The organism is Streptomyces sp. NPDC034103 (assembly GCF_055575395.1).
Genome location: NZ_JBVISS010000003.1, coordinates 200,082 through 223,981, shown reverse-complemented (window position 1 = coordinate 223,981; position 23,900 = coordinate 200,082). Strand labels below are relative to the sequence as shown.

The following is a 23,900-nucleotide window of genomic DNA, read 5'->3' as shown; positions in this document are numbered from 1 at the left end:
CAGACATGGAGCATGAGGTGTTCGTTCCGGTTCCGGCGGAGCGGCTGAGGGAGGCGCTGGCCGATCCCCTTCGGGTTGCCCGGGCCGTTCCCGGGCTCCAGCAGGACGCTGGCGCCGAGCCCGTCACCGGGCGGCTGAAGGTGCGCTTCGGCGGCCACACCATCACCTACCGCGGCACGGCCCGCCTCACCGCCCGGGACGACGGTTCCTACGCCGTCGAGGCCGACGCCACCGAGGCGCGCGGCACCGGCACGGTGACACTCGCCCTCACGCTCGCCGTGCGCGAGACCGACGGCGGCGCCACGCTCACCGTCACCGGCACCGCCTCCGCGGACGGCCGGGTCCAGGAACTCCCGCCCGAGGCCGTCACCTCGGCCGTGACCCGCCTGCTGAACCGTTTCGCGGAGCGCCTGGCGGACGCCGAGCCCGGACGGGACACGCAGACCCCGCGCGCGACGACCACTGAGGACACCGGCACGGCCGGCCCCGCGACGGCCCAGAGCACCCAGCCGCCGCCCCCCGCCGCCGCCCAGGAGCCCGCTCCGGACGCCGCCGACACCCCCGCTCCGGAGGCTCCCGCCCCCGCCGGTTTCACTCCCACCCCCGACCTCCCCGCCGAAGCCGCGCACGCGCGGCGGACGATGATCGGGCGGAGCGCGGAGGAGGTCGACCACGCCCCGCCGCGTGGCCGCTACGCGCCCGTGCCCGCCCCGCAGACCGTCGCCCCGCACTCCGCGCTCCGCTGGGCCGCCCCCGCCGCGGCGTTCGTCGTCGCCTCGGCGATCGTCGCCGGCCGGGTACTGCGCAGACGGCGCTGAGGGCCGGTGGTGACGGGTGGCCTGAAGTACCCCCTTGATCGCCCCAGTAGGGTCGTCCCGTGAGTAGCGAACCCATCACGCTGACCGCGGGCGACGCGGAGGTGACCGTGCTGCCGGGCAACGGCGGCCGGATCGGCGGGCTGCGCGTCGGCGGCACCGAACTGCTGCGGCAGGGCGACCGTTTCGGCTGCTTCCCGATGGTGCCCTGGTGCGGCCGGACCAGGGACGGCCGGTTCCGGGACGGGGCGACGGTCCATCAGATGCCGCTGAACTCCCCGCCGCACGCCATCCACGGCACCGCGCGCGACGGCGCCTGGCGGACCGCGCGCACCTCCGCGGACGAGGCCGTCATCACGTACGACCTGGTCGAACCGTGGCCCTACCCGGGCCGCGTCACCCACCAGGTCGCGCTCGGCCCGGACGCGCTGACCCTCACCATGTCCGTCGAGACGTACGACTCCTCCTTCCCGGCCCAGATCGGCTGGCACCCGTGGTTCCACCGCAGCCTCGGCGGCGCGGACGTCCAGCTGGCCTTCTCCGCCGCCTGGCAGGAGGAGCGCGGCGCGGACCACCTGCCCACCGGCAGGCGTCTGGACCCCGGGCCCGGCCCCTGGGACGACTGCTTCGGCATGCCCGAGGGCGTCGACGTGACGCTGACGTGGCCCGGGCAGCTGGAGCTGAGGGTGACCAGCCGCGAGGAGTGGGTCGTCGTCTACGACGAACAGGCCGAGGCGGTCTGCGTGGAACCGCAGACGGGCCCGCCGAACGGCCTCAACACCCACCCCCGCCTGGTCACGCCGCTGGAGCCGCTGGAGGCCTCGACGACCTGGAGCTGGCGCCGCCTCTAAGCTGGCAGGCATGACGGACGACGTACGCGGCACCCTGCTGCGGCAGATCAAGAGCAAGGCCGTGGTGCACGGCAAGGTGACCCTCTCCTCGGGTCTGGAGGCCGACTACTACGTCGACCTGCGACGCATCACCCTCGACGGCGAGGCCGCCCCGCTGGTCGGCCAGGTGCTCCTGGACCTGACCGCCGACCTGGAGTTCGACGCGGTGGGCGGCCTCACCATGGGCGCCGACCCGGTGGCCGCCGCGATGCTGCACGCCGCCGCCGCGCGCGGCCGCAGCCTGGACGCCTTCGTCGTCCGCAAGGCCGCCAAGGCGCACGGTCTCCAGCGCCGGGTCGAGGGTCCCGACATCGCCGGCCGTCGCGTCCTCGTCGTCGAGGACACCTCCACCACCGGCGGTTCCCCCCTGACCGCCGTCGAGGCCGTCCGCGAGGCGGGCGCCGAGGTCGTCGCCGTGGCCACCATCGTCGACCGCGCGACCGGCGCCGCCGAGAAGATCGAGTCCGGCGCGGGGGTTCCCTACCGCTTCGCCTTCTCCAAGGATGAGCTGGGGCTCGACTGAGTTATCCACAGGCTGGACAGGAGGGCCGGACCATCCGGTCAAGTCTGGAAGGATGGGGCCGACGATGACGTCGCACCCTAGGTCAGGGCCGTAAGGATCCAGCCAACCCGCACAATCAAGGAGCGGTCAGATGCCCATCGCAACTCCTGAGGTCTACAACGAGATGCTCGACCGGGCGAAGGCGGGCAAGTTCGCCTACCCGGCCATCAATGTCACCTCGACGCAGACCCTGCACGCGGCGCTGCGCGGCTTCGCCGAGGCCGAGAGCGACGGCATCATCCAGATCTCGACCGGCGGCGCCGAGTTCCTGGGCGGTCAGCACAACAAGGACATGGTCACCGGCGCGGTGGCGCTGGCCGAGTTCGCGCACATCGTCGCGAAGAAGTACGACATCACCGTGGCGCTGCACACGGACCACTGCCCGAAGGACAAGCTCGACGGGTACGTGCGGCCGCTGCTCGCCGTCTCCGAGGAGCGGGTCGCCCGGGGCGAGAACCCGCTGTTCCAGTCGCACATGTGGGACGGCTCGGCCGAGACCCTGGCCGACAACCTGTCGATCGCGCAGGAGCTGCTGGAGCGCGCCCGCGCCGCGCGGATCATCCTCGAGGTCGAGATCACCCCGACCGGTGGCGAGGAGGACGGCGTCTCGCACGAGATCAACGACTCCCTGTACACCACGGTCGACGACGCCATCCGCACCGTCGAGGCGCTCGGTCTCGGTGAGAAGGGCCGCTACCTGCTCGCCGCCTCCTTCGGCAACGTGCACGGGGTGTACAAGCCGGGCAACGTCGTGCTGAAGCCCGAGCTGCTCAAGGAGCTCAACGAGGGCGTCGCCGCCAAGTACGGCAAGGCCTCCCCGTTCGACTTCGTCTTCCACGGCGGCTCCGGCTCCACGGCCGAGGAGATCGCGACCGCGTTGGACAACGGCGTCGTCAAGATGAACATCGACACGGACACCCAGTACGCCTTCACCCGCCCGGTCGCGGACCACATGCTCCGCAACTACGACGGCGTCCTGAAGGTCGACGGCGAGGTCGGCTCCAAGAAGACCTACGACCCGCGCACCTGGGGCAAGCTGGCCGAGGCGAGCATGGCCGCGCGCGTCACGGAGGCCTGTGCCCACCTGCGCTCCACGGGCACGAAGCTGAAGTAGCCGCGAGATCACCACGAGCCCGGTGCCACAGCACCGGGCTCGTTGTATATCTGGGGCATGTCCGATGTCCGGCTGGCCTCGCCGCAAGGCAAGTGGATCCTGCTCACCACCGTCCTCGGCTCCAGCATGGCGATGCTGGACTCGACCGTCGTCAACGTCGCGCTTCCCCGTATCGGCCGCGACCTGGACGCCGACCTCGCCGCCCTCCAGTGGACGGTCAACGCGTACATGCTGACGCTGGCCGGGCTGATCCTGCTGGGGGGTTCGCTCGGGGACCGCTACGGGCGGCGCCGGATCTTCGTCGTGGGGGTGGTCTGGTTCGCCGCCGCCTCCCTGCTGTGCGGTCTCGCGCCCGACGCCCGTGTCCTCGTCGCCGCCCGCGCCCTACAAGGCGTCGGCGGCGCTCTCCTCACCCCCGGCTCGCTCGCCCTCATCCAGGCCTCCTTCCACCCCGACGACCGGGGGCGGGCGGTGGGCCTGTGGTCCGGGTTCGGCGGCATCGGCGCGGCGGTCGGGCCGTTCCTGGGCGGCTGGCTGGTGGACGGTCCGGGCTGGCGCTGGGTGTTCCTGCTGAACGTGCCGGTGGCGCTGCTGTGCGCCCCGATCGCCGTACGGCATGTGCCGGAGTCGGGTGGGGGCACCTTCCGCCCGAGCGAAGCCGAGCGTGGGGGAGGGCGCGCCCACACGCGGTTCGACGTGCTCGGCGCCGCCCTCGGGGCGCTCGCGCTGGCCTTCACCACGTACGCCCTGATCGAGGCGCGCACGGCCTCCCTCACCGTCGTCCTCGCGGCTCTCGCGGGGGTGGCCTGCGGGGTCGCCTTCGTGGTCGTGGAGAGGCGCCGGCCCGATCCGATGATGCCGCCGGACATCTTCGCGTCGCGGCAGTTCACGGCCGTCAACCTGGTCACGCTCTGCGTCTACGCGGCCTTCGGCGGGTTCTTCTTCCTGGCCGCCCTCCAGCTCCAGGTGGTCTCCGGTTACTCGGCCCTCGGCGCCGGTACGGCCCTGCTGCCGACGACCGCGCTGATGCTGCTGTTCTCCGCCCGTTCCGGCGCCCTCGCCGACCGCGTCGGCCCGCGCCTCCCGCTGACCGTGGGGCCGCTGCTGTGCGCGGCGGGGATGCTGCTGATGCTGCGGGTCGGCCCGGACGCCGATTACGTCGTGGACGTGCTGCCCGCGCTGCTCGTGCTCGGCCTCGGCATGGTCGCCCTGGTGGCACCGCTGACCGCGACGGTCCTGGCGTCGGTGGACGTGGCGCGGGCGGGGCTGGCCAGCGGGATCAACAACGCGGCGGCCCGGGCGGCGGGCCTGATCGCGGTGGCGGCGCTGCCGCTGGTCACCGGGATGGGGGAGGAGGCGTACCGGTCGCCGGGCGCCTTCGACGAGGCGTTCGGTACGGCGATGACGGTGTGCGCGGGGCTGCTGGTGCTGGGCGCGGGGGTGGCCTTCGCGACCGTACGGCCGCTGCCGCCGGGGTGCACCCGCCCCGAGTGCCTGCACCACGGTTCGGTCACGGCGCCGCCGCTGGAGGGGCGGCCGGCGCGGAAACGGCTCGGGTAGCCCGGGTACGCCCCCGGCGGCCGTTCGCCCGGTGCGGGCATGGAGGAGACTTGACCCATGTCGATTCACGAGAACCTCCTCGGGGGACCGCCCCCGACCCACCTCCCCGACGACCCGGAGCCGCGTGAGCTGCTGGCCGGCGGCACCGCGCCCGCCGATGTCGCCGCGAAGTACCCGACGTCCTCGCTGGCCTGGGCCCAGCTGGCCGACGAGGCCTTCGACCGGGGCAGCGTCGTGGAGTCGTACGCCTACGCCCGTACGGGCTACCACCGCGGTCTGGACTCGCTGCGCCGCAGCGGCTGGAAGGGCCACGGCCCGGTGCCGTGGGAGCACGAGCCGAACCGAGGCTTCCTGCGCGCCCTGCACGCCCTCGCCCGCGCCGCCGGGGCGATCGGCGAGCAGGAGGAGTACGAGCGCTGCTCGCAGTTCCTGAAGGACTCCTCGCCGGCGGCGGCCCAGACGCTGGGCTAGGCGTCGCGCCGTGGTGCGGGCCCGGCCGTGTGATCCGGTCGGGCCTTGCACTTTCCGGGGGTGACCGTCGAGGATTCGGGTGGGGACCGGGGCCCCCGTGTCGGTAACGGCAGGGGCGGACCGCTACCCGGGATACACCACAGGAGACAGCGATGTCCCACGAGGCTCATGAGATCCAGGAGCCAGAGACCCCGCATCTCGACTTCGAAGGCACCACGCCGTACGAGGACTACGTCAAGGCGGACGTGCTCACCCATCTCCAGCACACCCTCTCCGACGATCCCGGAGAGATGGTCTTCCTGGTCACGACCCAGGTCATGGAGCTGTGGTTCACCGTCATCGTCCATGAGTGGGAGACCGCGGCGCGGGCGCTGCGCTCCGACGACGTGCCGGTCGCGATCGACGCGCTGAAACGTTCCGTACGCGAGCTGGAGGCGCTGAACGCCTCCTGGAAGCCGCTCGGACAGCTCACCCCGGCCCAGTTCAACTCCTACCGGTCCGCCCTCGGCGAGGGCTCCGGGTTCCAGTCGGCGATGTACCGCCGCCTGGAGTTCCTGCTGGGCGACAAGTCCGCCTCCATGCTCGTCCCGCACCGGGGCGCGCCCCGGGTGCACGCGGAGCTGGAGAAGGCGCTGCACGAGCCGAGCCTGTACGACGAGGTGCTGCGGCTGCTGGCGCGGCGCGGGCACGCGATCCCGCGGGCGGTGCTCAGCCGTGACGTGGCGCGGCGCTACGAGCCGTCGCCCGAGGTGGAGGCGGCCTGGACGGCCGTCTACGCCGGTGACCCCTTCGACGAGGTCGCCCGGCTGGGCGAGGCGCTGACGGACGTCGCCGAGCTGGTGTGGCGCTGGCGCAACGACCATCTGGTGGCCACCCGGCGCGCGATGGGCGCCAAGGCGGGCACCGGCGGTTCGGCCGGGGTGGCGTGGCTGGAGAAGCGCGCGCAGAAGAACGTGTTCCCCGAGCTGTGGACGGCACGGTCCCATGTCTGAACTGGCCTTCAAGGCAAGCGAGTTGGATGCCGGGGATCAACTGGTGGCCCTGCGCGAGAAGTTCGTGCTCGACGAGGGCGTCTATCTGGACGGCAACTCGCTGGGCGCGCTGCCGGTCGCCGTCCCCGGCCGGGTCGAGGACGTCGTACGGCGGCAGTGGGGCGAGTTGCGCATCCGGTCCTGGGACGAGAGCGGCTGGTGGACGGCGCCCGAGCGGATCGGTGACCGGATCGCCCCGCTGGTGGGGGCGGCGGCCGGGCAGATCGTCGTGGGCGACTCGACAAGTGTCAACGTCTTCAAGGCACTTGTCGCGGCGGTCCGGATGGCGGGCGAGGGCCGGGACGAGATCGTGGTCGACGCGACCACCTTCCCCACGGACGGGTACATCGCCGAGTCGGCGGCCCGGATGACCGGCTGCACGCTGCGTCCGGTGCCCCCGGCCGAGGTGCCGGAGGTGCTGGGCGGGCGGACGGCGGCCGTCCTGTTGAACCATGTCGACTACCGCACGGGCCGGTTGCACGACCTGCCCGGACTGACCGCCGCGGTGCGGGCCGCCGGCGCGGTCGCGGTCTGGGACCTGTGCCACAGCGCGGGCGCGCTGCCGGTCGGGCTGGACGAGCACGGCGTCGACCTCGCGGTCGGCTGCACCTACAAGTACCTGAACGGCGGCCCCGGTTCACCGGCGTACCTCTATGTGCGCGCCGGTCTCCAGGACCGCTTCGACTCCCCGCTGCCCGGCTGGAACTCCCACGCGGAGCCCTTCGGGATGCGGCCCGGGTACGAGGCGGCGGCGGGGGCGCTGCGCGGGCGGGTCGGTACGCCGGACATCCTGTCCATGCTGGCGCTGGAGGCGGCCCTGGAGGTCTGGGAGGGCGTCTCCGTCGAGGCCGTGCGGGCCAAGTCCCTGGCGCTGACGGACTTCTTCCTGGAGTGTGTCGCCGCGTACGTGCCCGAGGGGCGGGTGGAGTCGCTGACGCCGGTCGCGCACGCGGAACGCGGCAGCCAGGTGGCGCTGCGCTGCGAGGACGCCGGGGACGTGATGAGGCAGCTGATCGAGCGCGGGGTGGTCGGTGACTTCCGCCGTCCGGACGTGCTGCGGTTCGGCTTCACCCCGCTGTACGTCGGGTTCGCGGACGTGGAGCGGGCGGCCCGGGTGCTGGGCGAGGTCGTCGTCTGACGCGGGTCACGGGAGCGGGGGCGGGGCCGGGTTCGGCCATGCCCCCGCGGGTGCGTCAGGTGACGTAGGCGCCTGCCGAGGCGGCCGCGAACGCGGCCCGCGCCGCGCGGTCGGCGGCCTCGGGGCCCGGGGGTGTGCCGGTGGTGAGGAGCGCGTAGTAGAGGGGCGCCGAGACCGCTCGCACGACGTCCCTGGCGTCGGTGCCGGGCGGCAACTCGCCCCGCGCGACGCCCTGTCGGACGCACGGGGCCCACTCGGCGACCCGGACGTCGTAGAAGCGGCGCAGCGCGTCGGCCGTACGGTCGTCGCAGGTGGCCGCCGCGATGACCGCGCGGAACAGGGCGCCTTGGCGGGGGTCGGCGAGGGTGCGCTGCACCAGCCGGGCGTTGGCCGTCAGGTCGCCGAGCACCGAGCCGGTCTCCTCGCGCGGCAGGGACTGCTCGGCCATGTCGGCGAGCAGATCGGCGACCAGGGCGGTGACCGAGCCCCAGCGCCGGTACACGGTCGTCTTGCCGACCTCCGCCCGGCGGGCCACGTCGGCGAGGTCGAGATGCGCGAAACCCCGCTCCGCGAGGACGTCACCGGCCGCCCGCAGCACGGCCGCGCGCACCCGCGCGGTGCGGCCTCCGGGGCGGAGGGTGCCGGGTTCGGGGGGCATGGGCGGCCTCCATGGCGTGGTCGTACGGGATGGTCGTGGGGCGGGTGTGCGGGCCGGGCGGGTCTGTCGCACGGGACGTGCCGGATGTCGTCCGCGGGGGACGGGTCGGCTGTCGGGTACGAGCAGGACCAGCGTAACGAAACAGCAGAACCGTTTAACCCTCACCGAGCGTGACATCCCCGTGTCCGCGCACGTCACCGGCCTGATACCGTCCCCGCCAACGGCCGAACTCTCTCCAGGTCCGCCGCCTCTGTCTCGTCCAAATCCGTTTCATCGCTGAGAGGTTGGAGCATGCCGGACGACGCCGCCGCAGCCCGGGCCGCCGCCGAGGAGGAGTTGGCCTTCTCCCACCCGCCCGTCGACCCCGACGTCAGCGCGGCGTACGGGGACCACCCCGACCAGGTGATCGACTTCTACGCCCCCCGCGGCGAGGTCCCCCTCGCGCCCCTCGTCGTCGTCCTGCACGGGGGCGCGTGGCGGGCCCCCTACGACCGGCGGCACATCACGCCGTTCGCGGACTTCCTGGCCCGACGCGGGTTCGCGGTGGCCAACGTGGAGTACCGGCGGGGTGCGCTGCTGCCGGGGCAGGGCGGGCCGGGTGGCGGGGCCGGCGCGGGGCAGGTCGCGGGGCGGTGGCCGGACACCTTCGACGACGTCGCCGCGGCGCTGGACGCGCTGCCCGATCTCGTACGGGAGTGTCTGCCGCAGGCCGACCCCCGGCGCACGGTGGTCACCGGGCACTCGGCGGGCGGGCACCTGGCCCTGTGGGCCGCGGCCCGGCACCTGCTGCCCGCGGACGCGCCGTGGCGCACCGACCGGCCCGCGCCGCTGCGCGGCGTGGTGGCGCTGGCCCCCATCGCGGACTTCGAGGCCGCGGGCAAGCTGGACGTGTGCCAGGGTGCGGCGCTGCAACTCCTCGGCGGTCAGGCGCACTTCGAGGACCGGCGGCCGTACGCCGACCCCGCGCTGCTGCTGCCCACGGGCATCGCCACGACCCTCGTCCAGGGGCGCGCCGACGTGGATGTGCCGGAGGCGGTCGCCGAGGCCTACGCGGACGCGGCGGCGAAGGCGGGGGAGGTGGTGGGGCTGACGTTGCTGGAGGACGTCGGTCACTTCCCGCTGATCGATCCGGCGGCGGACGCGTGCGCGGTGGTGGCGGAGGAGATCGCACAGCTGGCGTGGTGAGAGGCGGCCTCGCGGGGCCGCGGACCGCGGTGCCTCCTCCCGCCGGTGGCGGGCCCCGGCGGGTCGCGGACGACACGGGCCCGTAGTACCTGGCGGACGACGACGACGGCCCGTAGTACCTGAGAGGGACGCCGAAGGACCCCTCTCGCTGGGGACGACCCGGGCCGCCGCCTCCGCCTACCGTTCTGTATGTGACCGAGACGACCGAGACGCAGACAGCAGCCCCGCACGGCGGAGGCTACGACGCGTACAAGCCGCGCAGCCCGGAGGTGCGGGCCGCCCTGGAGGCCCTGCGCGGGCTGCGCCAGGACCTGATCCACGACGCCTTCGAGTACCGGCCGCTGCCCCGGATGCGCACGGACGGCCCGCTCACCCGCCCGCTCTCCGGCCGGCTGCGGGAGTACGCGGCCTGGACCCCGCACGCGGTGGTGACCGGCATCGGCCTGATGGCCATGCTCGCCGCCTGGGCGGACGGCCAGGGCGAGGGGACGCAATTGCTGTGCGGGTTCCTGGCACTGGTCCCGGTCCTGCTGACGATGCTCCGGCCGGGCGGCGCCTTCTGGCTCTCCCTCGCCTCGACGTTCGCCGTCGCCGTCCTGGGCTCGTCCTGGAGCAACTGGCCCTGGCTGCCCGGCAGTTTCATCTCCCATGTGACGGTGATGACGGTCGTGGCGATACGCACCCGGCCGCGCACCGCGGCATGGATGTGGCTGCTGACGGCGCTCTACGGCTTCGTCGCCGAGACCTTCTTCGGCGGGGGCCACTACTCCACCAACACCGGGCCCGTGCTGGTCATCTCCGCGCTGCTCCTCCTCGTCGTCACGGTGTGGCACATCCGGCGCAGCGCCGAGCGGCAGGTGACCGCCCAGCAGACGGTGACGCTCCAGGAGCGCTCCAAGCGCACCCTGCTGGAGGAGCGCACCACCATCGCCCGCGAACTGCACGACGTGGTCGCCCACCACATGTCGGTCGTGGCGATCCAGGCCGAGGCGGCCCCCTACCGGGTGGAGAACCCGCCGCCGGAGCTGGAGCGGGCCTTCGTGACGATCCGGGAGAACGCGGTCGCGGCCCTCACCGAACTGCGCCGGGTGCTGGGCGTGGTCCGCGCCGAGGACTACGAGGCCCCCGACGCCCCGCAGCCCACCCTCGCCGACCTGGACGCGCTGCTCGCCAATGTGCGGGACACCGGTCTGAGCGTGACGAAGACGGTGACCGGAGCGGTGCGCGAACTGCCGCCCGGGGTCGAGCTGTCGGCGTACCGGATCGTGCAGGAGGCGCTGAGCAACACGCTGCGGCACGCGCCGGGCGCGAGTGCCCGGGTGGAGATCGGATACGTGCTGGGCGGCCTGGGGCTGCGCGTGGTCAACGACCCGCCGCCCGCCATGGCCCTGCTGAAGCCCTCGCCCGGCGCCGGGCACGGCATCACGGGGATGCGGGAGCGGGTGTCGATGCTGAACGGCGAGATGACGGCGGGCCGGACCGACGACGGGGGTTACGAGGTGGCGGTGTTCCTGCCGGTCGCCCTGGTGAGCGACGGTGAGGCATGACGCCGGGCACCATCCGCGTGCTGATCGCGGACGACCAGATGATGGTGCGCGAGGGCTTCTCCGTCCTGCTCAACGCGATGCCGGACATCGAGGTCGTCGGGGAGGCCGTCAACGGCCGCGAGGCGGTCGACCGGGTCCGTGAACTCGCCCCGGACGTCGTCCTGATGGACATCCGGATGCCCGAGCTGAACGGCATCGAGGCGACGCGGGAGATCGTCGTCGCGGACGGTACCGCGAAGGTGCTGGTGCTGACGACGTTCGACCTGGACGAGTACGTCTACCAGGCGCTGCGCGCGGGCGCCTCGGGCTTCCTGCTGAAGGACGCCTCGGCCCGGCAACTCGCCGACGGGGTACGGGTGGTGGCCTCCGGCGAGGCCCTGCTGGCGCCCTCCGTCACCAGGCGCCTGATCAACGAGTTCTCGAAGCTCTCCGACTCCCCGCGCCTGATGTCCTCCGCGCACGCGGCGTACGGCGAACTGACCGAGCGGGAGACGGAGGTGCTGGTCCTGATCGCGCACGGGCTGTCGAACGCGGAGATCGCCGAGCGGCTCGTGGTGGCCGAGTCGACCATCAAGACCCATGTCAGCAGGGTCCTGGTGAAGCTGGGGCTGCGGGACCGGACCCAGGCGGCGGTGTTCGCGTACGAGGCGCGGCTGGTGACGCCGGGATAGGGAGGAGAGGGGGAGGGCCGGGGGGCGGGGAGTGGGGAGGACGTGGGGGATCGGCGGAGGTTGGCGAACGGTGAGTGCGAGGGCGCGATCGGTTGGCGGCCTGTTGGCGGGCGTTGGTTGGATCGGGATCACAGCACGGGAAGCGAACGGTTGTTCGTAAAGCGGTTGTCCTGCCTCGTCCTCGAAGGCACCCCCCACCACGACCCTGCTGAAGTCCGACATCTCCTGCTCAGCGAAGGACACAGCATGCGCACGTTCACGCGCTCCGCCTCCACCGCGATCGTCGTCGCCGCCCTCGCCGGCGGTGCCACCGTCGCGACGGCCGGCCCGGCGGCCGCCGCGAGCTACCACTGCACCAGCAGCTCCAAGTCGATCGACGACCCGTCGTACTCGGGCCCGTGGGCCGACAACTGGGACGTCACCGTCACGGTGTGCGCCAAGCGCTCCGGCTCCACCGTCTACAGCTACGCCAAGGTCAGTTGGGACGGGCCGGTCTACGCCTACGCCGACGACACCGCGAAGTTCGAGGACGCCTACTTCAAGCTGCAGATCAAGAAGTCGCAGTCCGGCACCGACCCGGTCAAGAAGTCCGCCAACTACGGCGGCATCGAGGCCAAGCTGGAGAACAGCGACTCCACCGGCAACTACAACGGCTCCTACACCACCCCCACCCTCAGCTACCGGATCGGCTCCAGCAAGGGCCTGGGCGACGGCGAACTCCACCTCAACTGGGCGAACGACGGCAAGGGCGACCGCACCTACCAGTTCACCGCGTCCCCGGTCGTCTGACCCGGCCGGCCGGGGGGGAGGCGCCCGCAGCTCACCGACGCGGTCCGCACTCCCCTGAGTCACCCCTGGTCAGACGGGTGGTCGTCGGGCTAGCGTCCGGTCATGGCTGCCTTTGACCCGTGGGACCCGGAGTTCGTCGCCGATCCGTACCCCTCGTACGCCGAGCTGCGCGCCAAGGGGCGCGTGGCGTACTTCGAGCCGACGGACCAGTGGCTCGTGTCGCACCATGCCGATGTGTCCGCGTTGCTGCGGGACCGGCGGTTGGGGCGGACGTACCAGCACCGGTTCCGGCACGAGGACTTCGGGCGCAGCGCGCCCCCCGCCGAGCACGAGCCGTTCCACACGCTCAACGACCACGGGATGCTCGACCTGGAGCCGCCGGACCACACCAGGATCCGGCGGCTGGTGTCGAAGGCGTTCACCCCGCGTACCGTCGAGCAACTCAAGCCGTACGTGGCCCGGCTGGCCGGTGAGCTGGTGGACGGGCTCGTCCACCGGGGCGGCGGCGACCTGCTCACCGAGGTCGCCGAGCCGCTCCCCGTCGCCGTCATCGCCGAGATGCTGGGCATCCCGGAGGCGGACCGGGCCCCGCTGCGGCCCTGGTCGGCGGACATCTGCGGGATGTACGAGCTGAATCCGCCGGAGGAGGTGGCCGCGAGGGCGGTGAAGGCCTCCGTGGAGTTCTCCGGGTATCTGCGGGAGCTGATCGCCGAGCGGCGCGAGAGCCCCGGGGACGACCTCGTCTCCGGGCTCATCGCCGCCCACGACGAGGGCGACCGGCTCACCGAGCAGGAGATGATCTCGACCTGCGTCCTGCTCCTCAACGCGGGACACGAGGCCACGGTCAACGCCACCGTCAACGGCTGGTACGCCCTGTTCCGCAACCCCGACCAGCTCGCGGCCCTCCGCGCGGACCACACCCTGGTCCCGGCGGCGGTCGAAGAGCTCATGCGCTACGACACCCCGCTCCAGCTCTTCGAACGCTGGGTGCTGGACGACATCGAGATCGACGGGACCACGATCCCGCGCGGCGCCGAGATCGCCCTGCTCTTCGGTTCCGCCAACCACGACCCCGCGGTCTTCGCCCACCCCGAGCGGCTCGACCTCGCCCGGAAGGAGAACCCGCACATCTCCTTCAGCGCCGGCATCCACTACTGCATCGGCGCCCCGCTCGCCCGTATCGAGCTGGCCGCGTCCATGACGGCCCTGCTGGACCGCGCCCCCACCCTGGCCCTCGCCAAGGACCCGGAGCGCAAGCCGAACTTCGTGATCAGGGGCCTGGAGGGGCTCGACGTCACGGTCTGAGGCGCCCCGGCCCCCACCACCGGCCGGGGCACGACGTCACGGCGTCTCGTCACGGCGCCGCAGCCCCGCCAGACCACCGGCCACCAGCACCACGGCGAGCCCGGTCAGCACCGCCACGGGCGGGGCCTTCGCCGCGAGCGGTACCGGGTGCACGGCGACCCGTGGTACGAGGCGCTCACCGGCTCCGGCAGCGGCCGGGAGACCCCCGCTCACGACGCGGGCAGGGTCAGTCCCAGGGCCTCCTCCCACACCGTCCACGTGCGCCTGCGTACCGGTCCCCACACGCCCGTGTCCGCCCGGTAGCGGAAGTCCGCGCCGGACACCGTCACCCGCCGCCCGTGGGCCAGCAGCGGTGAGGCCTCGGCGCCGACCGACAGCGGCCGGACCTCCACCGCCACCGTCCCGGCGCCCCGCGGGGTCACGGACACCGCCTCCAGGGGCTGGTCGAGGTCGACGAGGATCTCGCCGTCCACCTCGACCCGCAGCCGTGCGGGACCGGTCGCGGGCGCGGGATGGGCGGTCCGCAGCGGCCGCGACGGCACCAGGGTCCGTACGAGGGACTGGCAGGTCCGCAGCCAGGGCCGGCCCGCGCCCTCCTGCCCCGCCGGCTCCTCCTCGCGCGCGGTGAGGGAGGGGATGCGCAGCGCGCCCAGCACCACGCCGTCGCTGTCGTCCACGAGCAGGTCGAGCCGCCGCTCCGCGCCGTCGAGGACCGCCCGCGCCGCCGCCACCGCGCCCATGGGCACGCCGAGCGACCGGGCGACGGTGAGCACACCGCCCACCGGCACGACCGACAGCACACATCCGGCCAGCTCCCGTCGCCGGTGCAGCACGGACACCGCCCGCAGCAGCGCGCGGTCGTCGCCGACGACCACCGGCCGCCGTGAGCCGCGCCGGGCCAGTGCGCGGGCGAACTCCTCCGGGCTCTCGGGCAGACACACCTTCGTGCCCGCCGCACCCGCGCTGAGCACGTCTTTCGCGATGCGGACGGACTCTCCGTCCGTCCTGCGGGCGACCGGATCGACGACCACCAACAGCTGATCGGAAGACGCTGAAGTCGCCACCTCGGTCCTGCCTCGCTTCCTCGGGTAGCATCTTTGTGCAAGAGCCCCTTGCGCTATTGCGCCAGGGGCTTCGTCTATTCCGGGGCATCCGGGTCCGACGGTTCGCGGCCGACGACGGCCGAACGGTGGCCGAAGCAGGTCGCCGGGGTACGAGGCACAAGGCCGTGTCGCGTACGCCCCCGACCCTGGACATGCCCCGCCCGGAAGGGGTGTACGCGCGTGCCCGCACTTGTGCTGCTCGGTGCTCAGTGGGGTGACGAAGGCAAGGGAAAGGCGACGGACCTGCTTGGCGGATCCGTTGACTATGTGGTGCGCTACCAGGGCGGCAACAACGCCGGCCACACGGTAGTCGTGGGCGATCAGAAGTACGCCCTCCACCTGCTCCCTTCCGGAATCCTGACCCCGGAGTGCACTCCGGTGATCGGCAACGGTGTCGTCATCGACCCGTCGGTCCTGTTCTCCGAGCTGAACGGGCTGAACGAGCGAGGCGTCGACACGTCCAAGCTCCTGATCAGCGGTAACGCCCACATCATCACCCCGTACAACGTGACCGTCGACAAGGTGACGGAACGCTTCCTCGGCAAGCGGAAGATCGGGACCACGGGGCGCGGGATCGGCCCGACCTACGCGGACAAGATCAACCGCGTCGGCATCCGCATCCAGGACCTCTACGACGAGTCGATCCTGACCCAGAAGGTGGAGGCGGCCCTCGACGGCAAGAACCAGCTCCTGACCAAGGTCTTCAACCGCCGCGCCATCGAGGTCGGCCAGGTGGTGGAGGAGCTGCTGTCCTACGCGGACCGGCTGAAGCCGTACGTCGCCGACACGGTCCTGGTCCTCAACCAGGCCCTGGAGGACGACAAGGTCGTGCTCTTCGAGGGCGGCCAGGGCACGCTGCTGGACATCGACCACGGCACGTATCCCTTCGTGACGTCGTCGAACCCGACCGCGGGCGGCGCCTGCACGGGTGCCGGTGTCGGCCCGACGAAGATCAGCCGGGTCATCGGCATCCTGAAGGCGTACACGACCCGTGTCGGCTCGGGCCCGTTCCCGACGGAGCTCTTCGACGAGGACGGCGAGGCGCTGCGCAGGATCGGCGGCGAGCGGGGTGTCACCACCGGCCGCGACCGCCGCTGCGGCTGGTTCGACGCGGTCATCGCCCGCTACGCGACCCGCGTGAACGGCCTGACCGACTTCTTCCTCACCAAGCTCGACGTCCTCACCGGCTGGGAAGAGATCCCGGTCTGCGTCGCGTACGAGATCGACGGCAAGCGCGTCGAGGAGCTCCCGTACTCCCAGACCGACTTCCACCACGCGAAGCCGGTCTACGAGACCCTCCCCGGCTGGTCCGAGGACATCACCAAGGCGAAGTCCTTCTCCGACCTGCCCAAGAACGCCCAGGCGTACGTCAAGGCGCTCGAGGAGATGTCCGGCGCCCCGATCTCCGCGATCGGCGTGGGCCCGGGCCGGGACGAGACGATCGAGATCAACTCGTTCATCTAGGGTCTCGACCCCGGGTCGAGCGGACGCGGCATCCATGGGCCGGTCAGGGAGTTCCTTGACCGGCCCATGGCCTGTTCCTGGTTCCGTCCGGAAGAGGAGGAACGCAACTATCTACGCGGGTAGTCGCATCCCTCCTCCCTCTCCCGTCCCAGGAGCCCCGTATGCCCGTCAGTCCCATGAACCGCCGCGAGTTCGTGCAGAAGTCGGCTGTCACCGGTGTGGCCGTGGCCGCGGCGGGGGCCGTCGCCGCGACGCCCGCCCAGGCCGCCGAACGCAAGCCCAGGACCTGGTCGTTCTCCGTCCTCGGCACCACCGACCTGCACAGCCATGTCTTCGACTGGGACTATTACAAGGACGCGGCCTACAGTGACGCCAAGGGCAACTCCGTCGGCGTCGCGCGCGTCGCCACGCTCATCAAGCAGCAGCGCGAGACCAAGGGCGAGGAGCGGGTGCTGCTGGTCGACGCCGGCGACATCATCCAGGGCACCTCGCTCGCGTACTACTTCGCGCGCGTGCAGCCCATCACCGGCAACGGCGTCAAGCACCCGATGGCCGTCGCCATGAACCACATGCGCTACGACGCCGCCGCCCTCGGCAACCACGAGTTCAACTACGGCATCGAGACCCTGCGCAGGTTCGAGAGCCAGTGCCGCTTCCCGCTGCTCGGCGCCAACGCGCTGGACGCCAAGACCCTGAAGCCCGCCTTCGCGCCGTACACCGTGAAGCGGATCTGTGTGCCGGGCGCCCCCGACATCAAGGTCGGCATCCTCGGCCTCACCAACCCGGGCATCGCGCTGTGGGACAAGGACAACGTCGGCGGGAAGATGGTCTTCCCCGGACTGGTCGAGCAGGCGAGGAAGTACGTGCCGCGGCTGCGGGCGCTCGGCTGTGACGTGGTCTTCCTGACCGACCACTCGGGTCTCGACGGGTCGACGTCCTACGGCGACGCGCTCCCGTACGTCGAGAACGCCTCCAACCTCGTCGCCGAGCAGGTCCCGGGCATCGACGCGATCCTGGTCGGCCACACCCACGTCGAGGTGCCCTCGTACACCGTGAAGAACGCCGAGACCGGCGACGAGGTGCTGCTGTCGGAGCCGTACTGCTGGGGCTACCGGCTGAGCGTCTTCGACTTCGAGGTCGAGCTGGAGCACGGCCGCTGGAAGGTCACCAAGAAGACCGCGCACACCCTCGACCCCAGGTCCGTGGACGAGGACCCGGAGATCAGGAAGCTCCTGGAGGCCGACCACGAGCTGGTGGTGAAGTACGTCAACACCGCCGTGGGCACCTGCACCGAGGACCTCTCGGCCGCCGAGTCCTGCTGGAAGGACGTCCCGATCATGGACTTCATCCACCAGGTCCAGATGGACACGGTGAAGGCCGGCCTGTCGGCGTCCGACGCGGCGCTCCCGCTGATCTCGGTCGCCGCGCCCTTCTCCCGCACCGCCGACATCCCCGCGGGCAGCGTCACCATCAAGGACATCGCCGGGCTCTACATCTACGACAACACCCTGTACGGCAAGAAGCTCACGGGCGCCCAGCTCAGGGACTACCTGGAGTACGCCGCGAAGTACTACCACCAGGTGCCGTCGGGCACGGCCGTGGACACCGCGACCCTCACCAACGCCAACAACTTCTGGGACTACATGTACGACACCGCCGCGGGCGTCTCGTACGACATCGACATCGCGGCCGCCGAGGGCTCCCGGATCAGGAACCTGACCTACGGCGGTCAGGCGGTCTCCGACGACCAGGTCTTCGTCGTCGCCGTCAACAACTACCGGGCCAACGGCGGTTCGGGGTATCCGCACATCGCCACCGCGGACATCGCCTACAGCTCGACGAACGAGATCCGCCAGCTGATGATCGACTATGTGACGGCCAAGGGTGCCCTGGACCCGGCGGACTTCGCGGTCACCAACTGGCGGCTGACGCAGGGCGGGACGGCCGTGTTCCCTTCGTAGGGCGGGCATAAGGGTGCATACCGGGCATACGATAGGGACATCCGCGTATCCACCGACGGAAGAAGGTGAGTGCGATGCGCGTGCTGCTCAAGGTGTCCATGGACACGGAGAAGGCGAACGAGGCCATCGGCAACGGCACGCTGCCGAAGCTGATCGAGAGCTCGCTGGAGCAGATCAAGCCCGAGGCGGCCTATTTCACCACCGACAACGGTCAGCGGACCGCCTTCCTGTTCTTCGACATGCAGGACAGCTCGCAGATGCCGGTGATCAGCGAGCCGTTCTTCATGAACCTGGGTGCGAAGATCAGCTATACCCCGGTGATGAACTACGAGGACGTGCAGAAGGGCCTCTCCCAGCTGGGGCGCTGACCCTCAGCTGAAGACGATCATCGAGCCCTGTGCCAGGCTCCGGGTCGCCGCCGCGTGCAGGCCCAGCCAGACGTGCCGCTCCCGGGCGAAGGGGCTCGGGTCGTAGGGCGCGGGGACGGCCGGCTCCTCCAGTTCCGTCGGACCCGCGGGCGGCTGGGGGGCCGCCGGCGGGTTGGCCGGATCGAGGCCGATCGCGGGGGCCACCAGCTCCAGCTCCCGCAGCAGCGACTGCGCGGAGCCCAAGGGGCCGCCGCTCGCCAGGAGTTCGTCGTTGGCCAGCGGGTGCGGGAAGTCCACCGGGACGTAGGCGCCGGCGTGGTCGTAGTGCCAGACCAGGTGCGACTGCTGGGCCGTGGCCTCGAACATCTCCAGCAACTGCTCGTAGTCCCCGCCCAGTTCGTCCACGGGGGTGACCGGCAGGCCGCACACCTGAAGGAGATAGGCGCGGCGCAGGAAGTGCAGCGCGTCGTAGTCGAAGCCCGCCACGGGGGCGACCTCGCCGGACAGGCCCGGCATGTACTGGTACACCGGCACCGGTGGCAACCCGGCCTCGGCGAGCACCTTGTTGTATTGCGCGAGTTCCTCGGCGAACGGATTGTCGGGCGTGTGGCACAACACGTCGACGAGCGGTACCAGCCACAGGTCACAGGCCAAGAAGGGCTCCTCGCATAGCACGGTGTAGCGAAGCGGTCAGGGAAGCGTAGTCGGTCCGGCGTGCCATGGCTTCCCCCGGGGCGGCGTCGGCTGCTGAAGGTCCCCTACCCACACCGGGGCCGCCTACGTCCGGCGACTCAGGACGGGTGCTGACGTCCGGCCAAGCGTTCGACCACCGCGAGCGAGTGCGCGTTGTACGCGGCGACGACCTCCCGCGCCGCCGCGGTGTCCCGATGCACCAGCGCGTCCACCAGCGCGGTGTGCTCGGCCCACAGCTCGCCCCGCAGCTCGGTCAGCCGGCGCAGATGCTGCACCGCGCACACCCAGGACTGCACGCGCAGCCGGTGCAGGAAGTCGGCGAGGTAGGGGTTGCCGAACACGCTGCTCAACTCGCGCCAGAAGCGCAGGTCGTAGCCGATCAGCACGGTGACGTCACCGGCGAGGGCGGCCCGCTGCGCCTCCTCGCCCCGGCGCCGCACCCCGGTCAGGGCGGCGAGGACGCGGGAGTTGTCGGGGTCGTGGATGAACCCCCGGTGACCGCCGTCCAGCGCGTGGAACATGCCGTCGATGACGAGGCTGCGAGCCTCGATGATGCCGCGGTAGTCGTCCAGGGAGTACTCGTGGACCCGGAAACCGCGGTGCTGGTCCGCCTCCAGGAGCCCCTGGGCGGAGAGGTCGACGAGCGCCTCGCGCACCGGGGTCGCGGAGACGCCGTACTGCTCGGCGATCTCCTTGACCGTGAACTCCTGACCCGGCTGGAGGCGCCCCGCGAGCACCTCGTCGCGGAGCGCGTCGGCGATCTGCTGCCGCAGGGTGCTGCGCGTCACGGCGCCGTTGCCGCTGCTGCCGGGCATCGTCGGGCCTCTCCCTGGGGCGGTCGGGTGGCGTGCTCGTACACGTACACGTATCTCTACGGGCACGCCACCTTACGCGTTCGGGTTTCCCGCGTTTTCCCGCGTAGCGTCCGTCACCGGGACGCCGCGGCTACCGCGTGTGCTCGTCCGCCACGGAGAGCGCCGCGTCCAGTGCCGCCAGGCCTTCCTTCAGCTCGGCCTCGCTGACGTTGCACGGCGGCACGACATGGGTGCGGTTCATGTTGATGAACGGCCAGATGCCGTGCTTCTTGGCGGCGGCGCCGAACGCGGCCATCGGGGCGTTCGCCTCACCGGCCGCGTTGTACGGCACCAGCGGCTCGCGGGTCTCCTTGTCCTTCACCAGGTCGAGCGCCCAGAACATGCCGACACCGCGCACCTCGCCGACCGACGGGTGCCGCTCCGCCAGCTCGCGCAGCGCGGGCTCGACGACCTCGGCGCCGAGACGTGCGGCGTTCTCGACGATGCCCTCCTGCGTCATCACGTTGATCGTGGCGACGGCGGCGGCGCAGGCCAGCGGGTGCCCCGAGTACGTCAGACCGCCGGGGTAGGGGCGCTTGCCGAAGGTCGCCGCGATCTCGGCGGAGATGGCGACCCCGCCGAGCGGCACGTATCCGCTGTTGACGCCCTTGGCGAAGGTCATCAGGTCGGGCGTGACGTCGAACAGGTCGGCCGCGAACCACTCACCGGTCCGTCCGAACCCGGCCATGACCTCGTCGAGGATGAAGACGATCCCGTACTTGTCGCAGATCTCGCGCACCCCGGCGAGGTAGCCCGGCGGCGGGATCATGATCCCGGCGGTGCCGGGGATGGTCTCCAGGATGATCGCGGCGACGGTGGCCGGTCCCTCGAAGGCGATCGTCGTCTCCAGGTGCTCCAGCGCCCGGGCGCACTCCTGCTCCTCGGTCTGGGCGTAGAAGCGGGAGCGGTACAGGTACGGCGCCCAGAAGTGCACCACGCCCGCGGCGGCACCGTCGGAGGCCCAGCGGCGCGGGTCACCGGTGAGGTTGATCGCCTGCTGGGTGCCGCCGTGGTACGAGCGGTAGGCGGAGAGCACCTTGGCCCGGCCGGTGTGCAGCCGCGCCATGCGCACCGCGTGCTCCACCGCGTCGGCGCCGCCGTTGGTGAAGAAGATCTTGTCCAGGTCGCCCGGCGTCCGCTCGGCGATCAGCCGGGCCGCCTCCGAGCGGGCCTCGATCGCGAAGGCGGGCGCGAACGTGGACAGGGTCGCTGCCTGCTCCTGGATCGCGGCGACGACCTTCGGGTGCTGGTAGCCGATGTTGGTGTAGACGAGGCCGGAGGTGAAGTCCAGGTACCGCTTGCCGTCGTAGTCCCAGAAGTACGACCCCTCCGCACCGGCGACGGCGAGCGGGTCGATGAGCTCCTGCGCGGACCAGGAGTGGAACACATGCGCACGGTCCGCGGCCTTCACGGCGGCGCCGACCTCGGGGTTGGGCTGAGGGGTCATGCGCCCGAGCGTAAATGTCCGCGATACGGAAGCGGTATCGGCGTCCTGTCTGTGGACGCGGGGTTTCCGCGACAGGTTGTCGCGTGGGCGCGGGGGCGGCAGCGGGCACCGCCCGGCCGCGGCCCGGTGTGACCGCTCCGGACCGCTCCGTTACGGAACCGTCGACGCCGGTCCGCTCACCACCCGGTGGGGCGGCACTATCGTGGGCTGTTGCACAGGGGGTGCACACGGGGACTTTCGGGGGAGGGCCTTGCGATGGAGAAGCTCGGGGCCGGCGACGCGCAGCGGATCGGGGCGTACCGGCTGCTGGCGCGGCTCGGGGCCGGTGGGATGGGGCAGGTGTATCTCGCCCGGTCGGACCGGGGCCGTACCGTCGCGGTCAAGCTGGTGCGCGAGGAACTGGCCGCGCAGGAGGAGTTCCGGGGCCGCTTCCGGCAGGAGGTGCAGGCCGCCCGGCAGGTCGGCGGGTACTGGACCGCGCCGGTCCTCGACGCCGACACCGAGGCGCCCGTGCCGTGGGTGGCCACCGGGTACGTGGCCGGACCCAGCCTCCAGCAGGTCGTCGGGCACGACCACGGGGCGCTGCCCGAGCGGTCGGTGCGGATCCTCGCCGCCGGGCTCGCGCACGCGCTGAAGGACATCCACGCCGCCGGGATCGTGCACCGGGACCTCAAGCCCTCCAACGTCCTGGTCACCATCGACGGGCCCCGGGTCATCGACTTCGGTATCGCACGCGCGCTGGAGACGGTGACCGACGGCGGGCTCACCCGCACCGGCGCCCTCGTCGGGTCGCCCGGGTTCATGGCGCCCGAACAGGTCCGGGGTGACCGGATCACCCCGGCCTGCGACGTCTTCTGCCTCGGCTCGGTCCTCGCGTACGCCGCCACCGGACGGCTCCCCTTCGGTGCCGGGGGCAGTGGCGTCCACGCCCTGATGTTCCGCATCGCCCAGGAGGAACCCGATCTGGAGGGCGTGCCGGAGGGCATCGCCGAGCTGGTCCGGGACTGCCTGAAGAAGGACCCGGCGAGACGGCCGACGCTGGACGAGGTCCTGGAGCGGACGGGGGCCGAGGACACGGTGGCCGACGGGCGTTCGCGGGATCCCTGGCTGCCGAGCGCCCTGGTCGCGCAACTCGGGCGGCACGCGGTGCAGTTGCTGGACACCGAGGACCCGGAGGGGCCGGGGGGAACCGGCGGACCGGGGGCATCGGGCGGACCGAAAGGCGCGCCCGGGGACGGGCCCGGTTCGGGTTCCGCACCCGGTTCCTCCGCCTCCGCCTCCGCCTCCGGTTCCGGTGAGGCCCCTCCCGAGCACGCGCCCGCGGCCGCCGAGGGCACCCCGCCCTCTCCTGGCCGGCCGCCGGTCCCTGGGGCGCCCGTGAACCACCTGCCCACCCTGGTCGCCGGTACGGGACACGGCACCCCCACGCCGCCGCCCCCGCCCGTGGGCGCTCCGCGGACACCTCCGCCCTCCCACCCCGCGTACGGCCACCCCCAGCAGCATCCGCAGCAGCCGCAGACCCCGGCGTACGCCTACCCGCCGCACCCCCAGCAGCCGCAGACCCCGGCGTACGGCCACCCCTCCCACCCCGGCGCCCCCGCGCCGTACTACGGCGGGACCGGCACCCCGCCCTACGGCCCCGTCCCGGGCTACCTCCCGCCCCCGGAGCCCCCGCGCCGCAACGGCCGCTCCACCGCGGCCCTGATCGTCGTCGCGCTGGTCGTCGCGCTCGGTGCGGGCGGCTCGGTGTACGCCCTGATGAGCGGGGGCGACGACGACAAGGCCACGCCGACGCCCACACCCACCTCGACCGCGTCGACGACGCCGGGCCCGTCCACCGACGAGACCACCCCGGCGCCTACGCCCACGACGAGCGCGCCGGAGGACGGCGGCATCCCGGCCGGTTACCTCGGCACCTGGACCGGCACGATCAACAACGCCGAGGGCTCGCACACCCGTCAACTCACCATCCAGCAGGGCGAGGTGGGCGACACGGTGCTCTCCCTCGTCGCCGATGGCCCTGACTACCACTGCGTGTTCGAGGCGGACCTCGTCGATAAGCCGGACGCCGACGGCCCGTTGGAGATCGGCCCGTCCACGGTGACGGTCGGCGAGCCCGCCTCCTCCTGCACCCCGGGCGCGGCCAGCGAGGTCACCCTGCTGCCCGACGGCACCCTGGAGCGGGTGAACACCGGCAACGGGGAGAAGCTGACTTACACGAAGCAGTGACCCGAAGTCCCCTGTCCCGGCACTCCTAGATCCAGCCCTGCTGCC

At 72.1% G+C, this 23,900-nt stretch carries 23 protein-coding genes; 17 read left to right on the top strand and 6 right to left on the bottom strand.

Annotation, left to right across the window (positions count from 1 at the left end; all coding sequences use genetic code 11):
• Positions 1 to 5 precede the first annotated feature (5 nt).
• The 8 genes from ACZ56U_RS07185 to kynU all read left to right on the top strand — a co-directional run bounded on the left by ACZ56U_RS07185 (position 6) and on the right by kynU (position 7,581).
• Positions 6 to 818, top strand: coding sequence for an SRPBCC family protein (locus ACZ56U_RS07185; protein WP_469083040.1), 813 nt, complete (start codon positions 6 to 8; stop codon positions 816 to 818).
• A 59-nt stretch (positions 819 to 877) separates the two neighbouring features.
• Positions 878 to 1,666, top strand: coding sequence for an aldose epimerase family protein (locus tag ACZ56U_RS07180; RefSeq protein ID WP_469083039.1), 789 nt, complete (start codon positions 878 to 880; stop codon positions 1,664 to 1,666).
• A 10-nt stretch (positions 1,667 to 1,676) separates the two neighbouring features.
• Entirely contained in the window at positions 1,677 to 2,228 is a 552-nt protein-coding gene (gene pyrE / locus ACZ56U_RS07175) for an orotate phosphoribosyltransferase (RefSeq protein ID WP_469083038.1), read from the top strand.
• A gap of 130 nt (positions 2,229 to 2,358) precedes the next feature.
• Complete coding sequence (fbaA, locus tag ACZ56U_RS07170) at positions 2,359 to 3,381, top strand: class II fructose-bisphosphate aldolase (RefSeq protein WP_469083037.1); 1,023 nt, start codon at positions 2,359 to 2,361, stop codon at positions 3,379 to 3,381.
• A 57-nt stretch (positions 3,382 to 3,438) separates the two neighbouring features.
• Entirely contained in the window at positions 3,439 to 4,941 is a 1,503-nt protein-coding gene (locus tag ACZ56U_RS07165; RefSeq protein ID WP_469083036.1) for an MFS transporter, read from the top strand.
• Positions 4,942 to 4,998: 57 nt separating this feature from the next.
• Positions 4,999 to 5,412, top strand: a complete 414-nt coding sequence (locus ACZ56U_RS07160) for a DUF3151 domain-containing protein (RefSeq protein ID WP_469083035.1) — start codon at positions 4,999 to 5,001, stop codon at positions 5,410 to 5,412.
• 152 nt (positions 5,413 to 5,564) lie between these two features.
• Positions 5,565 to 6,404, top strand: a complete 840-nt coding sequence (locus ACZ56U_RS07155) for a tryptophan 2,3-dioxygenase family protein (RefSeq protein ID WP_469083034.1) — start codon at positions 5,565 to 5,567, stop codon at positions 6,402 to 6,404.
• Positions 6,397 to 7,581: a kynureninase gene (gene kynU, locus ACZ56U_RS07150; protein ID WP_469083033.1), complete on the top strand. Its 1,185-nt coding sequence runs from the start codon at positions 6,397 to 6,399 to the stop codon at positions 7,579 to 7,581. The genes ACZ56U_RS07155 and kynU overlap by 8 nt, the downstream gene beginning before the upstream one ends.
• 55 nt (positions 7,582 to 7,636) lie before the next feature.
• On the opposite strand, the gene ACZ56U_RS07145 is transcribed toward kynU, so the two are convergent.
• Positions 7,637 to 8,239, bottom strand: coding sequence for a TetR/AcrR family transcriptional regulator (locus tag ACZ56U_RS07145; RefSeq protein ID WP_469083032.1), 603 nt, complete (start codon positions 8,237 to 8,239; stop codon positions 7,637 to 7,639).
• 291 nt (positions 8,240 to 8,530) lie between these two features.
• On the opposite strand from ACZ56U_RS07145, the gene ACZ56U_RS07140 reads away from it, so the two are divergent.
• From ACZ56U_RS07140 to ACZ56U_RS07120, 5 genes are all read left to right on the top strand, one after another.
• Positions 8,531 to 9,424, top strand: coding sequence for an alpha/beta hydrolase (locus ACZ56U_RS07140; protein ID WP_469083031.1), 894 nt, complete (start codon positions 8,531 to 8,533; stop codon positions 9,422 to 9,424).
• 191 nt (positions 9,425 to 9,615) lie between these two features.
• On the top strand, positions 9,616 to 10,971 hold the full coding sequence (locus ACZ56U_RS07135; RefSeq protein ID WP_469083030.1) for a sensor histidine kinase: 1,356 nt from the start codon (positions 9,616 to 9,618) through the stop codon (positions 10,969 to 10,971).
• Positions 10,968 to 11,642 carry a response regulator gene (locus ACZ56U_RS07130; RefSeq protein ID WP_469083029.1) on the top strand — a complete coding sequence of 225 codons (675 nt, stop codon included), beginning with the start codon at positions 10,968 to 10,970 and terminating at the stop codon, positions 11,640 to 11,642. Before ACZ56U_RS07135 ends, ACZ56U_RS07130 begins: the two co-directional genes overlap by 4 nt.
• Before the next feature lie 246 nt (positions 11,643 to 11,888).
• The gene (locus tag ACZ56U_RS07125; RefSeq protein ID WP_469083028.1) at positions 11,889 to 12,431 is read left to right on the top strand and encodes a hypothetical protein; all 543 of its coding nucleotides are present in this window, start codon (positions 11,889 to 11,891) and stop codon (positions 12,429 to 12,431) included.
• 102 nt (positions 12,432 to 12,533) lie between these two features.
• Positions 12,534 to 13,736 carry a cytochrome P450 gene (locus ACZ56U_RS07120; RefSeq protein ID WP_469083027.1) on the top strand — a complete coding sequence of 401 codons (1,203 nt, stop codon included), beginning with the start codon at positions 12,534 to 12,536 and terminating at the stop codon, positions 13,734 to 13,736.
• A gap of 36 nt (positions 13,737 to 13,772) precedes the next feature.
• On the opposite strand, the gene ACZ56U_RS07115 is transcribed toward ACZ56U_RS07120, so the two are convergent.
• Positions 13,773 to 13,949: a hypothetical protein gene (locus tag ACZ56U_RS07115; protein WP_469083026.1), complete on the bottom strand. Its 177-nt coding sequence runs from the start codon at positions 13,947 to 13,949 to the stop codon at positions 13,773 to 13,775.
• Complete coding sequence (locus tag ACZ56U_RS07110) at positions 13,946 to 14,800, bottom strand: diacylglycerol kinase (protein ID WP_469083025.1); 855 nt, start codon at positions 14,798 to 14,800, stop codon at positions 13,946 to 13,948. Before ACZ56U_RS07110 ends, ACZ56U_RS07115 begins: the two co-directional genes overlap by 4 nt.
• 219 nt (positions 14,801 to 15,019) lie before the next feature.
• Between ACZ56U_RS07110 and ACZ56U_RS07105 the strand changes: the two genes are divergently transcribed.
• The 3 genes from ACZ56U_RS07105 to ACZ56U_RS07095 all read left to right on the top strand — a co-directional run bounded on the left by ACZ56U_RS07105 (position 15,020) and on the right by ACZ56U_RS07095 (position 18,632).
• On the top strand, positions 15,020 to 16,303 hold the full coding sequence (locus ACZ56U_RS07105; RefSeq protein ID WP_469083024.1) for an adenylosuccinate synthase: 1,284 nt from the start codon (positions 15,020 to 15,022) through the stop codon (positions 16,301 to 16,303).
• A 161-nt stretch (positions 16,304 to 16,464) separates the two neighbouring features.
• Positions 16,465 to 18,264, top strand: a complete 1,800-nt coding sequence (locus ACZ56U_RS07100) for a bifunctional metallophosphatase/5'-nucleotidase (RefSeq protein WP_469083023.1) — start codon at positions 16,465 to 16,467, stop codon at positions 18,262 to 18,264.
• 74 nt (positions 18,265 to 18,338) lie between these two features.
• Positions 18,339 to 18,632 carry a hypothetical protein gene (locus tag ACZ56U_RS07095; RefSeq protein ID WP_469083022.1) on the top strand — a complete coding sequence of 98 codons (294 nt, stop codon included), beginning with the start codon at positions 18,339 to 18,341 and terminating at the stop codon, positions 18,630 to 18,632.
• A gap of 3 nt (positions 18,633 to 18,635) precedes the next feature.
• Here ACZ56U_RS07095 and ACZ56U_RS07090 read toward each other — a convergent pair whose 3' ends face one another.
• From ACZ56U_RS07090 to ACZ56U_RS07080, 3 genes are all read right to left on the bottom strand, one after another.
• Positions 18,636 to 19,286: a hypothetical protein gene (locus ACZ56U_RS07090; protein ID WP_469083021.1), complete on the bottom strand. Its 651-nt coding sequence runs from the start codon at positions 19,284 to 19,286 to the stop codon at positions 18,636 to 18,638.
• A 137-nt stretch (positions 19,287 to 19,423) separates the two neighbouring features.
• The gene (locus tag ACZ56U_RS07085; protein ID WP_469083020.1) at positions 19,424 to 20,140 is read right to left on the bottom strand and encodes a GntR family transcriptional regulator; all 717 of its coding nucleotides are present in this window, start codon (positions 20,138 to 20,140) and stop codon (positions 19,424 to 19,426) included.
• A gap of 130 nt (positions 20,141 to 20,270) precedes the next feature.
• A complete protein-coding gene (locus ACZ56U_RS07080; RefSeq protein WP_469083019.1) occupies positions 20,271 to 21,626 on the bottom strand; it encodes an aminotransferase class III-fold pyridoxal phosphate-dependent enzyme in 1,356 nt (451 codons plus the stop codon).
• Positions 21,627 to 21,881: 255 nt separating this feature from the next.
• On the opposite strand from ACZ56U_RS07080, the gene ACZ56U_RS07075 reads away from it, so the two are divergent.
• On the top strand, positions 21,882 to 23,855 hold the full coding sequence (locus ACZ56U_RS07075; protein WP_469083018.1) for a serine/threonine-protein kinase: 1,974 nt from the start codon (positions 21,882 to 21,884) through the stop codon (positions 23,853 to 23,855).
• The last annotated feature ends 45 nt before the right edge of the window (positions 23,856 to 23,900 follow it).

What these genes read in the sequence shown, in the direction of transcription:
- fbaA (WP_469083037.1), top strand. Translation starts at nt 2,359, where the DNA reads ATGCCCATCGCAACTCCTGAGGTCTACAACGAGATGCTCGACCGGGCG.
- ACZ56U_RS07125 (WP_469083028.1), top strand. Translation starts at nt 11,889, where the DNA reads ATGCGCACGTTCACGCGCTCCGCCTCCACCGCGATCGTCGTCGCCGCC.
- ACZ56U_RS07080 (WP_469083019.1), bottom strand. Translation starts at nt 21,626, where the DNA reads ATGACCCCTCAGCCCAACCCCGAGGTCGGCGCCGCCGTGAAGGCCGCG.
- ACZ56U_RS07095 (WP_469083022.1), top strand. Translation starts at nt 18,339, where the DNA reads ATGCGCGTGCTGCTCAAGGTGTCCATGGACACGGAGAAGGCGAACGAG.
- ACZ56U_RS07100 (WP_469083023.1), top strand. Translation starts at nt 16,465, where the DNA reads ATGCCCGTCAGTCCCATGAACCGCCGCGAGTTCGTGCAGAAGTCGGCT.
- ACZ56U_RS07160 (WP_469083035.1), top strand. Translation starts at nt 4,999, where the DNA reads ATGTCGATTCACGAGAACCTCCTCGGGGGACCGCCCCCGACCCACCTC.
- ACZ56U_RS07120 (WP_469083027.1), top strand. Translation starts at nt 12,534, where the DNA reads ATGGCTGCCTTTGACCCGTGGGACCCGGAGTTCGTCGCCGATCCGTAC.
- ACZ56U_RS07165 (WP_469083036.1), top strand. Translation starts at nt 3,439, where the DNA reads ATGTCCGATGTCCGGCTGGCCTCGCCGCAAGGCAAGTGGATCCTGCTC.
- ACZ56U_RS07185 (WP_469083040.1), top strand. Translation starts at nt 6, where the DNA reads ATGGAGCATGAGGTGTTCGTTCCGGTTCCGGCGGAGCGGCTGAGGGAG.
- kynU (WP_469083033.1), top strand. Translation starts at nt 6,397, where the DNA reads ATGTCTGAACTGGCCTTCAAGGCAAGCGAGTTGGATGCCGGGGATCAA.
- ACZ56U_RS07145 (WP_469083032.1), bottom strand. Translation starts at nt 8,239, where the DNA reads ATGCCCCCCGAACCCGGCACCCTCCGCCCCGGAGGCCGCACCGCGCGG.
- ACZ56U_RS07140 (WP_469083031.1), top strand. Translation starts at nt 8,531, where the DNA reads ATGCCGGACGACGCCGCCGCAGCCCGGGCCGCCGCCGAGGAGGAGTTG.
- pyrE (WP_469083038.1), top strand. Translation starts at nt 1,677, where the DNA reads ATGACGGACGACGTACGCGGCACCCTGCTGCGGCAGATCAAGAGCAAG.
- ACZ56U_RS07075 (WP_469083018.1), top strand. Translation starts at nt 21,882, where the DNA reads ATGGAGAAGCTCGGGGCCGGCGACGCGCAGCGGATCGGGGCGTACCGG.
- ACZ56U_RS07130 (WP_469083029.1), top strand. Translation starts at nt 10,968, where the DNA reads ATGACGCCGGGCACCATCCGCGTGCTGATCGCGGACGACCAGATGATG.
- ACZ56U_RS07155 (WP_469083034.1), top strand. Translation starts at nt 5,565, where the DNA reads ATGTCCCACGAGGCTCATGAGATCCAGGAGCCAGAGACCCCGCATCTC.
- ACZ56U_RS07085 (WP_469083020.1), bottom strand. Translation starts at nt 20,140, where the DNA reads ATGCCCGGCAGCAGCGGCAACGGCGCCGTGACGCGCAGCACCCTGCGG.